The 12,467-nt window shown below is 58.4% G+C and carries 15 protein-coding genes; 9 read left to right on the top strand and 6 right to left on the bottom strand.

Going from position 1 to position 12,467, the window contains the following annotated elements; all coding sequences use genetic code 11:
- The first annotated feature begins 66 nt into the window (after positions 1-66).
- The 7 genes from ACR0AA_RS10540 (at position 67) to ACR0AA_RS10510 (ending at position 6,961) form a co-directional block, all read left to right on the top strand.
- Positions 67-744, top strand: coding sequence for an SURF1 family protein (locus ACR0AA_RS10540; RefSeq protein WP_480755984.1), 678 nt, complete (start codon positions 67-69; stop codon positions 742-744).
- Entirely contained in the window at positions 741-2,129 is a 1,389-nt protein-coding gene (gene thrC, locus ACR0AA_RS10535) for a threonine synthase (RefSeq protein WP_480663209.1), read from the top strand. Before ACR0AA_RS10540 ends, thrC begins: the two co-directional genes overlap by 4 nt.
- Positions 2,126-3,388, top strand: a complete 1,263-nt coding sequence (locus tag ACR0AA_RS10530; protein WP_480663211.1) for a M16 family metallopeptidase — start codon at positions 2,126-2,128, stop codon at positions 3,386-3,388. The genes thrC and ACR0AA_RS10530 overlap by 4 nt, the downstream gene beginning before the upstream one ends.
- Entirely contained in the window at positions 3,388-3,972 is a 585-nt protein-coding gene (locus tag ACR0AA_RS10525; RefSeq protein WP_480663213.1) for a GNAT family N-acetyltransferase, read from the top strand. Before ACR0AA_RS10530 ends, ACR0AA_RS10525 begins: the two co-directional genes overlap by 1 nt.
- A 4-nt stretch (positions 3,973-3,976) precedes the next feature.
- Entirely contained in the window at positions 3,977-4,603 is a 627-nt protein-coding gene (locus tag ACR0AA_RS10520; RefSeq protein WP_480755981.1) for a hypothetical protein, read from the top strand.
- A gap of 85 nt (positions 4,604-4,688) precedes the next feature.
- Complete coding sequence (locus ACR0AA_RS10515; protein WP_480663217.1) at positions 4,689-5,507, top strand: MBL fold metallo-hydrolase; 819 nt, start codon at positions 4,689-4,691, stop codon at positions 5,505-5,507.
- 38 nt (positions 5,508-5,545) lie between these two features.
- A complete protein-coding gene (locus tag ACR0AA_RS10510) occupies positions 5,546-6,961 on the top strand; it encodes an FAD-binding oxidoreductase (RefSeq protein ID WP_480755980.1) in 1,416 nt (471 codons plus the stop codon).
- 33 nt (positions 6,962-6,994) lie between these two features.
- Here the strand turns inward: ACR0AA_RS10510 and ACR0AA_RS10505 are convergent, their stop codons facing one another.
- From ACR0AA_RS10505 to ACR0AA_RS10495, 3 genes are all read right to left on the bottom strand, one after another.
- Positions 6,995-7,477, bottom strand: a complete 483-nt coding sequence (locus ACR0AA_RS10505) for a fasciclin domain-containing protein (protein WP_480755978.1) — start codon at positions 7,475-7,477, stop codon at positions 6,995-6,997.
- A gap of 170 nt (positions 7,478-7,647) precedes the next feature.
- The gene (locus ACR0AA_RS10500; RefSeq protein ID WP_480755976.1) at positions 7,648-8,187 is read right to left on the bottom strand and encodes an adenine phosphoribosyltransferase; all 540 of its coding nucleotides are present in this window, start codon (positions 8,185-8,187) and stop codon (positions 7,648-7,650) included.
- A 79-nt stretch (positions 8,188-8,266) separates the two neighbouring features.
- Positions 8,267-8,401: a hypothetical protein gene (locus tag ACR0AA_RS10495; RefSeq protein WP_480663225.1), complete on the bottom strand. Its 135-nt coding sequence runs from the start codon at positions 8,399-8,401 to the stop codon at positions 8,267-8,269.
- A gap of 106 nt (positions 8,402-8,507) precedes the next feature.
- On the opposite strand from ACR0AA_RS10495, the gene ACR0AA_RS10490 reads away from it, so the two are divergent.
- Entirely contained in the window at positions 8,508-8,681 is a 174-nt protein-coding gene (locus ACR0AA_RS10490; RefSeq protein ID WP_480663227.1) for a hypothetical protein, read from the top strand.
- A 4-nt stretch (positions 8,682-8,685) separates the two neighbouring features.
- On the opposite strand, the gene ACR0AA_RS10485 is transcribed toward ACR0AA_RS10490, so the two are convergent.
- Together ACR0AA_RS10485 and ACR0AA_RS10480 are read right to left on the bottom strand one after the other, a co-directional pair.
- Positions 8,686-9,315, bottom strand: coding sequence for a LysE family translocator (locus ACR0AA_RS10485; protein ID WP_480663228.1), 630 nt, complete (start codon positions 9,313-9,315; stop codon positions 8,686-8,688).
- Between the two features lie 52 nt (positions 9,316-9,367).
- Positions 9,368-10,384: a DUF418 domain-containing protein gene (locus ACR0AA_RS10480; RefSeq protein WP_480755973.1), complete on the bottom strand. Its 1,017-nt coding sequence runs from the start codon at positions 10,382-10,384 to the stop codon at positions 9,368-9,370.
- A 199-nt stretch (positions 10,385-10,583) separates the two neighbouring features.
- Between ACR0AA_RS10480 and ACR0AA_RS10475 the strand changes: the two genes are divergently transcribed.
- The gene (locus ACR0AA_RS10475) at positions 10,584-11,450 is read left to right on the top strand and encodes an alpha/beta hydrolase (RefSeq protein WP_480663232.1); all 867 of its coding nucleotides are present in this window, start codon (positions 10,584-10,586) and stop codon (positions 11,448-11,450) included.
- A gap of 9 nt (positions 11,451-11,459) precedes the next feature.
- Here the strand turns inward: ACR0AA_RS10475 and ACR0AA_RS10470 are convergent, their stop codons facing one another.
- The gene (locus ACR0AA_RS10470) at positions 11,460-12,332 is read right to left on the bottom strand and encodes an S-methyl-5'-thioadenosine phosphorylase (protein WP_480663234.1); all 873 of its coding nucleotides are present in this window, start codon (positions 12,330-12,332) and stop codon (positions 11,460-11,462) included.
- Positions 12,333-12,467: the final 135 nt, after the last annotated feature.

Below are 12,467 nucleotides of genomic sequence, written 5' to 3'. Positions count from 1 at the left end.
CAGGCGCAGCCCTTAACAAGACGCCGGCTCTTGCAGAGCCTTCGAATAATCTAACCTGGTCCTGACATGCGCCGCATTCTCTTCCTGCTGATTTTTGGTATTGCCGGACTGGCGGTCCTTGTGTCGTTGGGTGTTTGGCAGGTTCAAAGGTTGGCGTGGAAGCAGGGCGTGCTGGCCGAGATCGACAGCCGGATCTCAGCGGAACCGGTCGGTTTGCCCGATACGGTCTCGCCTGATGCCGACAAGTACTTGCCGGTCACGATCACCGGCGACTTGGTGCCGGGCGAGATACACGTTCTGGTCTCGGTCAAGCAGGTCGGGGCAGGGTACCGTATCATCCAGTCTTTCAGCACCGAGGACCGGACTATTTTGGTGGATCGCGGCTTTGTTCCCGTGACGGCCAAGCAAGACAAGCGCCTCAACGGTTCTATGGAGGTTACCGGAAACCTGCACTGGCCGGACGAGATCGACAGCTACACGCCCGAGCCGGACATTGACGATAACATCTGGTTTGCCCGCGATGTGCCCAATCTGGCGGCAGCTCTGGGGGCCGAGCCGATCCTGCTGATCGCGCGCTCGCAAACCGACCCGGGAATCACGCCCTTGCCTGTCGATACAGCGGGCATCCCGAACGACCACCTGCAATATGCAATCACCTGGTTTGGCCTCGCCCTGGTTTGGGCCGCGATGACCGGGTACTTCCTGTGGCGCAATCGCGCCCCTTCTGAGAGTGACGCGACATGAAATACATCTCGACCCGCGGGCAGGCGCCCGAACTGACGTTTGAAGAAGCGATGCTGACCGGGCTGGCCCGTGATGGTGGCCTGTATCTGCCTGCTGAAATCCCGGTTATGACACAGGACGAGATCGCGGCGCTGGCGGGTCTGCCCTATGAGGAAATCGCGTTTCGAGTAATGTGGCCCTATGTAAGCGGGTCCTTCGCAGAGGACGAGTTCAAAGAGATCATTGCCCGCGCTTATCAGGGCTTTGGTCATGACGCCCGGGCACCCTTGAAGCAGCTGAACGAGAACCACTTCCTGCTGGAGCTGTTCCACGGACCCACGCTGGCGTTCAAAGACTTTGCCATGCAACTGATCGGCCAGCTGTTCCAGGTGGCGCTCAAGCGGCGCGGAGATCGTGTGACCATCGTGGGTGCGACAAGCGGCGATACCGGATCTGCAGCGATCGAGGCGTTCCGGGGATTGGACGCGGTAGATGTGTTCATCCTGTTTCCGCATGGCCGTGTCTCGGAGGTTCAGCGCCGTCAGATGACCACACCGGCAGACAGCAACGTGCATGCGCTGGCCGTGGATGGCGATTTCGACGATTGTCAGGCCGCGCTGAAGGACATGTTCAACGATTTTGATTTCCGCGACGGGGTGAAGCTGGCAGGGGTGAACTCGATCAACTTTGCGCGGGTGCTGGCCCAGATCGTCTATTACTTTTCGGCTGCCGTCAGTCTCGGCGTACCGCACCGCAAGGTCAGCTTCACTGTGCCGACCGGTAATTTCGGTGACATCTTTGCGGGCTATCTGGCCAAGCGCATGGGCCTGCCGATTGACCGTCTGGTGGTTGCAACCAACCAAAACGACATCCTGCATCGCTGCCTGTCAGGCGACGGATATTTCAAGGGTGACACTATCCCTTCGATCAGCCCGTCTATGGATATTCAGGTCAGCTCAAACTTTGAACGCGCGCTGTACTATGCCTATGGCGAGGATGGCAGCGCTGTGGCTCAGTTGATGGATGAGCTTAAGAATGGTGGTTTCAACGTAAGCCAGGGCGCGATGGAAGCCCTGCGTGAGAATTTCGACTCGGGAAGAGTGTCCGAAGACGAAACGCTGGAAACGATCAAATCCACGCTGGATCATAGCGCTGAACTGGTCTGCCCGCACACTGCCGTCGGTATCAAGGTCGCCGAAGAGCATCGCGCCGCCGACGTGCCGATGATCACACTGGCCACTGCACATCCGGCGAAATTCCCGGCTGCGGTCGAGAAGGCCAGTGGTGAACATCCGCCTCTTCCATCCCGCATGTCTGATCTGTATGAACGTCCGGAACGGGTGACCCGCATTGCCAATGATCTGGGCACCCTTGAGGATCATATCAGAAGGCATATTGCTGAGTGACTGTCAGACAAGACCAACTGAAGAACGGATTTCGTATCGTCAGTGAACAAATGCCGGGGCTGCAATCGGCGGCCATCGGCATCTGGGTGACCGCCGGCGGGCGGCATGAGCGGATCGAACAGAACGGGATCGCGCATTTCCTTGAGCATATGGCGTTCAAGGGAACCAAGCGTCGGTCCGCCTTGCAAATCGCCGAAGCGATCGAGGATGTGGGCGGCTATATCAACGCCTATACTTCGCGTGAAGTTACGGCCTATTACGCGCGCGTTCTGAAAGACGACGTAGCGCTGGCAATGGATGTGATCGGCGACATCGTTCTGAACCCAGTTTTCGACCCGCGTGAGATTGAGGTCGAGCGCGGCGTGATCCTGCAGGAGATCGGTCAGGCCTATGACACGCCCGACGATGTGATCTTTGATTGGTTGCAGGAGCAGAGCTATCACGACCAGCCTCTGGGTCGCACCATTCTGGGCCCGACCGAACGCGTCAGCGCGTTCTCGCGCGAAGACCTGTCCGGTTTCGTGTCTGAACACTATGGCCCGGACCAGATGATCCTGTCCGCAGCTGGAGCCGTGGACCACGATGCGTTGATGAAAATGGCCGAAGAGATGTTTGGCCATCTTCAGCCGCGCAAAGGGCTGATCGCCGAGCCCGCACGCTTTACTGGCGGTGAAGCGCGGCAGGAGAAAGAGCTGGAGCAGGCCCATTTCGCGTTGGCGCTGGAAAGCCCCGGCTATCGGGACGATGAGATCTACACGGCACAGATTTACTCCACCGCTTTGGGCGGGGGTATGTCCTCGCGCCTGTTTCAGGAGGTGCGTGAGACGCGTGGCCTTTGCTACACGATCTTTGCGCAGACCGGGGCGTATGCCGATACCGGCACAACGACAATCTACGCTGGCACATCGGCGGATCAGGTCGCGGAACTGGCCACCATCACCATCGATGAGATGAAACGCGCCGCCGAAGATATGAGCGCAGAAGAGGTTGCGCGTGCCCGCGCGCAGATGAAAGCCGGAATGCTGATGGGGCTGGAAAGCCCCTCAAACCGGGCAGAGCGTTTAGCGCGTCTGGTGCAGATTTGGGACCGTGTGCCATCGCTTGAGGACACGGTTGCCAAGATCGACGCCGTCAGCACTGGTGATGTCCGGGCGTTCGCCGAGAAGATGGCGGTCCAGGCCCCGGCGGCCCTGGCGCTTTATGGCCCGGTTTCCGCCGCGCCGACACTGGCTGAATTGCAGGAGAGGCGCGCGGCGTGATGCTGTTGGGCAGACGCAAGCTGAAACTCGAAACCGAGCGCCTGAGTTTGCGCCCGCCCGTGCATTCCGATTTCAACGATTGGGCGGCTTTGCGGCGTGCGTCCAAGGAGTACCTGACGCCGTGGGAGCCGGTCTGGGCCAAGGACCACCTCAGCCGGAAATCCTTCACGAACCGGGTCTATTGGGCGCAGCGCTCTGTCGCGGGCGGTACTGCGATCCCTTTGTTTCTGTTCCGCCGCTCTGATGATGTGCTGGTCGGGGCTATCACTCTGGACAATGTCCGCCGTGGTCCGGCACAGGCCGGGACATTGGGATACTGGACCGGTCAGTCATTCGCCCGGCAGGGTTATATGCGCGAGGCCATCGGCGCCGTCGTTCATCACGCTTTCACCCGGTTGGACCTCAGCCGGATCGAGGCCGCCTGTTTGCCCGAGAACAAACCGTCACGTGGCTTGCTGGAAAGCTCGGGGTTTAAATACGAGGGCGTGGCGCAATCGTATCTGCAGATCAACGGGCGGTGGCGGACGCATGTGCTGTATGCCAGCCTACGGTCAGACCGGCGCGGAAAGACCGACGCGGGGTAGGTCGATGGCGCGGGCAAAACAGCCAATGATCTGGATCAGCGATGCGATGGTGAGCGTTTCAAGCATCAAAGGGTTTGAGGCAGACATTGTCCTGAGGGATATGGAACGCGCTGTTGAAGCTATGAAGCGAAACAGACTTGGAGAACCGCAGTCAGAAGACTGTTTCCCGAAAGAAATGTACGCGAAGTACAACGACAAAAAGGAAAAGAAGCAGCCTGATTTCTTTATGGCTGGAGGTCTGTGGACGGTGTCTTCCGCGTGTGCAGCGGTTCTGCACCAGTTTGATCTCGGTGAAGGCAACCTCTACCCCGTCAAACTGTTTCAGCATGATCGTACCACACCGGTTGAAGGCGAGTACTTCTGTTTGAACTTCGGTGCGCAAAAGACAGCTGTCCTGACAGATCAATCTCCGCGCATAGACAAACCATATGAAAACCACGACATCTGGGAGCCGCCCGGGGCAATGCAAGACAAGGATATTGCGGTCAGCGCTTTGGCCTTGGATGGCCCGGACCTCTGGATAGATACTCAGATGCGCCGCGCGTTTTTTGTGAGTGATCCGTTGGCTCAAGCGTTGCGTGCAGCAAAAGTTTCCCGTCCTTTTAAGCTGCGGAAGTGCATGGTTCTCTGAACTGCTCTGGACGACCTAACGCGTGAAAGCACTGATGCAAAATCTACAGGCGTGACTTACCTTCGTTCTGCGCTACACTCCGGATATGCGCTGGGTTGTGGCAGCATTGATGGTGGTTTCAGGCGCGGCTGCGGCGCAGGAGCGGCGGCCGAGCCATTGCATTGCCATTGCGGACGCGGCACCGGGGATCGAGTACCTTCACAAAGCTGCCTGGCAGGACCCGGTGCCTGAGTTCTCGGTCAGGATCAGCTATATTGCACACGCGTCCTTCCTGATTCAGACCCAAGGCGGGTTGAATGCGGTGACGGACTTCACGGGCTTTATCGGTAGTGCTGATCTGATCCCGGATGTGGTGACGATGAACCATGCCCACAGTACACATTGGACCGCACACCCGGATCCTGCCATCCCAAATGTGCTGCCGGGGTGGGGCGAGTTTGGTCAGGGGATAGAACACTATCTCGATCTGGGCGAGATGCTGGTACGCAATGTTTCGACCGATATCCGATCCGCCTATGCCGGAGTGGAAGAGCGCGGCAATTCAATCTTTGTTTTCGAGGTCGAAGGGCTGTGCATCGGGCATCTGGGTCATTTGCATCATGTGCCTTCTGACGAGCAATTCGCGGCGTTGGGGCGACTGGATGTGGTCATGGCCGCCGTCGATGGCGGCACGACGATGCCTTTGCCTGACATGATCACGGTGCTTAAGCGGCTGAAGAGTTCGGTTATCATTCCGATGCACTGGTTCTCGGGCTTTTCGCTGGACCGGTTTCTGGTCGATATCCGCAACGACTTCCCCGTCGAGCGGAAAGGTGTGTCAGAAATCACCGTGTCCCTACGGACCCTGCCGGATCGTCCGACCGTTGTCGTTCTGGAGCCGCAATACCTCATCGATTTGGAATAGGGCTTGCCCGGAGGCTGTGCCTTGGGCAAGGAAAGGGTATGAGACTGAACCCTGCCGATGAAAGTTTTGCCCAATCGATCCGCGCCGCCCTGGGGAACGACGTATTGCGCCCCGTGGAGGATCGGTATCTTGAGGAGCCGCGCCGCAGGTTTGCCGGTCATGTGGGCGTATTGGCGATGCCACGGACGGTCGAAGAAGTCTCGACCCTTGTGCGGTTGGCTTCAGATGCAGCAGTTCCAGTGGTGCCTTACGGCGGCGGCACCGGGCTAGTGGGTGGGCAGGTCATGACCGACGGCCCCACGCCATTGCTGATCTCGTTGGAGCGCATGTCAAAAATTCGCGCGGTCTATCCGACTGAGAACATCCTGATTGCCGAAGCGGGCGCCGTTCTGGCCGATGTTCAGGCTGCGGCGGAAGAGGCCGACCGGCTGTTTCCGCTGGCGTTGGCCGCACAGGGGTCATGCCGGATTGGTGGCAACCTTTCGACCAATGCGGGCGGGGTCAATGTGCTGCGCTACGGTAATGCGCGAGATCTGTGTCTGGGCCTTGAGGCCGTTCTACCGAACGGCGAAATCTGGCACGGTCTTAGCCGTTTGCGCAAGGACAACACAGGGTACGATCTGCGCAACCTGCTGATTGGAGCGGAAGGCACGTTGGGGATCATCACGGCCGCCTCATTGAAATTGTTTCCGCGCCCGGCTGAGGTTGGTACTGCGATGTTTCAGGTCGCTTCGCCAGAGGCGGGCATAGACCTGTTGGCTCTGGCCCGCGATCAGGTGGGCGAGGGGGTCAGCACTTTTGAATTGATCCACAAGCAAGGTCTGCAATTCCTGTCCGAGGTTTTGCCCGACGTGCGGCAACCCTTTTCGACGCAGCCTGAATGGTCAGTTTTGATTGAATTGGGGCTGTCAGGTGGCGTGTCACCGGCCGAGGCATTGATGGCGCTGTTCGAGACGGCTGAGGCAGGCGGGTTTGTCCGCGATGCTGTTGTTGCCCAAAGCGAGGCGCAGCGAGATGAGCTATGGGCCGTGCGTGAGCGTATCCCCGAGGCAAATCGGTTGATCGGATCGGTCTCCAGTCACGATATCTCGATCCCGATCTCGCGCATTCCTGAGTTCATTCAGCGCGGTTCCGAGGTAGTTAATGCGTTGGGGACGTTCCGCATCAACTGCTTTGGTCATCTGGGCGACGGTAATCTCCACTACAACGTCTTTCCACCTCAGGGGCGCGACAGGTCCGACTATGACGCGCAACGCCAAGGCGTGAAGAGCGCGGTCCATGATCTTGTCGAAGCGTTCGGTGGTTCCGTCAGTGCGGAACACGGTATCGGCCGCCTTAAAACGGATGACCTGGAGCGTTATGGTGATCCGGTGAAGCTGAGTGCTATGAGAGCAATAAAGACGGCACTTGATCCGAAAGGCATCATGAACCCCGGGGCCGTTCTGAAAGGGTAAGCGCGGCCCGGAGACCAAGGCCGCGCACAGGATTTATGAAGCAGGCAGAATGACCTTGTCGATCACATGAATGACTCCATTTGAAGTCTCAATATCTGCCTGAACAACGTTGGCGTCATTGATCATCACGCCGTTGTCCAGATCCACCGTGATTTCTCCGCCCTGAACTGTCGCAGCGGTCATGTCATCCGACAGATCGCCGGACATCACTTTTCCGGGGACCACGTGATAGGTCAGGATCGCAACGAGCTGATCCTTATTTTCGGGCTTGAGAAGCGTTTCAACCGTGCCTTCGGGCAGGGCGGCAAAAGCCTCGTCTGTTGGAGCGAAAACGGTGAACGGACCTTCGCCCTTCAGCGTATCGACCAATTCTGCGGCCTGAACGGCTGCTACAAGCGTTTCAAAGCTGCCAGCGCCGACAGCGGTGTCGACGATATCCTTGGAGTGGCCATCAGCATACGCGGCCGTTCCGACCAAAAAGCTTGCGACACCGGCAATTGCGAGTTTGCGAAACATGATAAGTAATCCCTTGTTGGGATGCCCTTGGTGGCATCAATCGGGATACGGGTAGTCGTTGCAAAAAGATCATTGAATGTGGCGATTTATAAGAGTTGACCCAGCAAAAAACCGCGCTAAGCCAGCGCGGTTTCAGATTTCCACACAAAAACATGTGAACGCGCGGGCGCTCAGAGGCCCTCGAACTCGCACAGGACGTGGACGTCCATGCCCATGTTCTCAAGCACTTTCCGCCCGCCCAGCTCGGGCAGGTCGATGATGAACGAGCATGAAACGATCTCGCCCCCAAGCCGTTCGATCAGCTTGATCCCGGCGGCAGCCGTGCCACCCGTGGCCAGCAGATCGTCGACAACGAGGATTTTCTCGCCCGGCTGGATCGCGTCATCGTGAATTTCGACGATGGCATCACCGTATTCCAGTTTGTAATCCTGGCTGATCGTGGTGCCGGGCAGCTTGCCCTTTTTCCGGATCGGCACAAAGCCAACGCTCAGCTGGTGGGCGATGGCACCGCCAAGGATGAAACCCCGCGCCTCGAGGCCCACGACCTTGTCAATGCGTTCACCGGCGTAGGGGTGGAGCATCTGATCGATCGCCATGCGAAATCCGCGCGGGTCGGCGAACAGCGTGGTGACATCCCGAAACATGATCCCTTCATGTGGGAAATCAACGATGGTCCGAATGTAATCCTTGACCGACTTGTTCCTGGACATGGCGAACCCCTTTGGCGTCAAAACACGCTGGGGTGTTTGGCCCATCGGGGTCAGTCATGCAAGGAAAGATTGCGCTCGCTTACTTGCGACGTTTCGGCAGCGCGTTCGGCAGGCCGTAATAGCGGTACAGCGTGTCGGGCAACCACGACAGGTGCGGTTTGCGCCAATTGCGCTGGTCTCGCAAAAGAAATGCCTGAGCAGCATGAAGGTTCATTGCCATAATCCTTTTTTATTGTTAGGTGCTCGATAACTACAACCTCTATGCTATGTATATACAATGCATCGCGAATAGAATCAAGGTCTGGATGGAGACGGTGCGCGTGGGAAAGAAAGACGGTAAAGTTTCTACTAAGAAAAACAGTCAGTTGGTCCTGCGTCTGGATAAGGATGAGCGGGACGCTTTTGTTGAGCTGTGTAAAGAACTGGACACCTCAGCCGCGCGGGAAATCCGTCGGTTCATTCGCGGGTTTATGAAAGAACACGCCGAGGATTGAACCCTCAGGCCGGGCGGCGCAGAACGGCAGTGGCCACACCCATCCCGATAAGTGTTAAGCCTCCGAAGCGGGTCATGGCGGTGATGACACCTGTTCGGCCAATAACCCGGCGCAGGCGATCCGCGAGCAGGGCATAGGCCAAGGCATTCAGCCATGCCAGGCCTACAAAAGTCGCTATCAGAATTGCGAATTGCGGGCCCAGCGGGTCGGCCGGGCGTATGAACTGCGGCACGAAAGCGATGAAGAATGCGATGGATTTTGGGTTCAGCGCCGTCACGGCAGCCGCATGGCCAAATACGCTGTGGGCAGTGACATCGCGTTCAGTGGCCACTTCCTCCATTCCACCCGAAGGTACGCTGCGCAGCAGTTTGATCCCCAACCAAATCAGATAGGCAGCGCCCACCCATTTCAGCACCGAAAACAGTGTGGCCGAAGCCAGAACCAGCGCGCCCAGTCCCAAAAGCGAGGCTGTCATGGCGACCAGATCGCCAACGGCAACCCCAGTCGCGGACGCAACAGCTACGCTGCGCCCTTTGGACAGAGCGTAGCTGAGCACCAGCAGAACAGTTGGGCCGGGGATCAGCAGCAATGCAGTAGACGCGGCCACGAAGGCAAGCCAAAGGTCAGGAGACATGGGAAATCCTGTGATTGAATCCCAACTACCAAGCCCTGACCGGGACCCGAGGTCAAGCCCTGCGTGGCTGCGTTACCCTACGCATCAATGCTTCAAGCGGGCCGCGCTTGAATTTGCTGGACCACAGAAGGGCGTACACGGACGAAGCCGCACAGAACCCGAGCGCATACGCCACGATTTGCGGTGCACTGAGGGACCCGTCCAGAAGTCCGGCTTCTTCCAGTATGCCCATGCCGATCAGGATATGCGCCACGTACAAGGTCAGGCTTTGCCGACCCGGCGCGGTCAGCATTGGACCAACGCGCAGCTTTTCGATCCCCGGCCAGAGCTTCAGCAACAACCCGATCACAACGCAAGCCGAGCCGGTCCCCGCAACAATGTAAAACGGCCCCGGAGGAATGGCTTCGGAACCCAAATACAGCGCCAGTTCCGGTTCCGAGACCAGCATTTGCGGGAACAGCGTCAACACTGCGGCTCCGAACCCCCACATGATCAGCCGATGCTGAATACAGATCGTATGCAGTTCAGATCGCCCGAGGGCCATGCCGATCAGTAGAAACGCAGCCCAGGGAAAGACCGGATGCCAGCCGTTGAAGAACAGGTTGCGCATGAAGCCGGGCACGCTCCACAGGTCGGTGTATGTCAGCGTGTCCCAGTCCCAGCCCTGGTCGTAGTTGAAGACCATGGTGGCAATGAATGCCAGTGCTATCACCCCCAATGACCCCAGCCACAATGCACCCGCAGGGGTAGTCAGGAAAACCGCACCGACCACGAAGTACACCGCGTAGAAATGCAGGATGTCGGCGTCAAAAACGGTCATATTGATTAGACCCAGTACGAATAGAAAGGCCGCGCGTCGCAGCAGAACTGGCGCCGAAACATCCGACAGCCCAATTCCGATGCCAGCCAGAATGACAAACAGGGCCGCCGCACGACCCTCCAACGAGTCGATCAGGATCGAAGCCCAGTCGTCGCCCGGTGCAACCTGTGCCGCGATGCGAAAATTCACCAGAACCATTCCGCAAAAGGCCAAAAACCGGGCTGCGTCCAATGCCTCGAGACGTTTCATGCGATCCCTCAGTTTCGCCAGTGGTTGCCGAAACAAATCGGGAGGTTCCGCATGTGATTTCAAGACGTTCGGGCAAAAAGAACCCAAGCCGTGCAAGGTGGCAACATGTATGAAGATTGGATTAAGTATGGTCCACGCGGCTTGAATCAGGTCCTGCCGCCACCAACCTTGGGGCGCAACGCAACAATCGGAGAGACCGATGGTTCAGATACATCTTGCAGACTCGGACGCGGCTCCTGAAGCCGCCCGGTCGAGAACCGCGCGGGTAAAAGGCATTCTGATCCTTTTGGTCCCGGTGTTGGCAGTGATCTATGCCGGAATCGTTGGGTATATGTACGTCAACCAGCAATCCCTGCTGTTCAAACCCGCCGGTGAATTGCCAGCGCCAAACACAGTCGGTCTGGCGGATGTTGATACCGTTTCCCTGACGATGTCGGATGGCACCGAATTGACTGCATGGTCTGCGCCGCCGGCATCTGAGGGCGCGCCGACGGTTTTGTTTTTTCATGGCCAAACCGGCAATCTGGGCGACCGCGCAGACCGGATGAGAGAGATCCTCAACAGCGGTTTCGGCCTGTTGGCCCCCAGCTATCGCGGATATCCGGGCAGTGAGGGCGAGCCATCCGAGGTGGCGCTGATTTCCGACGGGATCCAGATTTACGATCAACTGGATGGGGAAGGCGCGGACATTGTTCTGCACGGTCAAAGTCTTGGAACCGCAGTGGCCGCCGCCGTCGCGGAACAGCGTCCAAATGCAGAGCTATTGGTTCTTGAGGCGCCCTTTACAGCGACGGTCGACGTCGCGGCGGAGAGGTACCCCTGGTTACCCGTGCACGCTCTGATGCGGGATCAGTTCGCGACGCGTGACCTGATCAAAGACATCACGGTGCCCACCCTGATTTTCCACGGGACCGAAGACGAGACGGTCCCGCTGCATCATAGTGAGGCACTGGCGGCTATGGCGGGGGATACTGCTGAGATCCACGTCATCCCGGATGGCACCCACAACGACCTCTGGTCGCATGGGTTGTGGGATCAGGTTCAACAGTCCTTGCCAGCGAACTGAGTGTGCTGATCAGAGAACCCGACCGGCAACTGCATCCAGTTTGGCCAACAAGGTGGGGTCGCGTTTCTCCGGCGCGGTCAAGATGGCATATTCCAACGCGCGGTCGCAGCCATGGGGGCAGGGCTCGCGCTCGGATCCCAGCAGATCAGGCAGGCCTTTCACCAGCGCGCGACCTTTCTCGGCATTTCCTGTCAGAGTGGCGATGATTGAGGTCACGTCCACCTCGCCGTGATCCGGGTGCCAACTGTCATAATCGGTGACCATGGCAATCGAGGCGTAACAAAGCTCGGCCTCACGCGCGAGTTTGGCTTCGGGCATGTTGGTCATCCCGATCACGTCGCAGCCCCATTGCTCGCGGTACATCCTGGATTCTGCCAGGGTCGAGAACTGCGGCCCCTCCATCGCCAGATAGGTGCCGCCGCGATGGATGTTGATTCCGGCGGCTTTGCCGGCGGTTTCGCAGGCGTCAGACAGGCGCGGGCAGGTGGGGTGTGCGACGCTGACATGGGCAACGCAGCCGGCTCCGAAAAAGCTCTTTTCGCGCGCGAATGTTCGGTCGATGAACTGATCGACGATCACGAAATCCCCTGGCGCCATATGCTCGCGGAATGACCCGCAGGCCGAGACCGAGATCACATCCGTCGCGCCCAGCCGTTTCAGTGCGTCAATGTTGGCCCGATAAGGGACTTCGGTTGGGGAATGCACGTGACCGCGGCCATGGCGCGGGAGAAAGGCCATATCCACGCCATTCAGCGAGCCAGTCAGGATTTGGTCCGACGCATCCCCCCAAGGCGTTTCAACCGTGACCCATTCCGCATTTTCCAACCCGTCGATGTCGTAAATGCCTGATCCGCCGATGATGGCAATTCTGGTCTTGGTCATGGCTGCTCTCCACGTGAAAAAACTGTCCCGGAGTTTCTGCGTGGCCGTTGTGGGTTTGGCAAGTGGCTTCAAGGGTTTGTGTAGTGCGCTCGTCAGCTATGCGTCTTGCGCATATCAGGGTCCCGCTTGGCGCGG

The sequence above is a fragment of the Ruegeria sp. CE8 genome, from assembly GCF_056537465.1.
The sequence above is the reverse complement of the archived record's forward strand: the minus strand, read 5'-3'. Positions and strand labels throughout refer to the sequence as shown.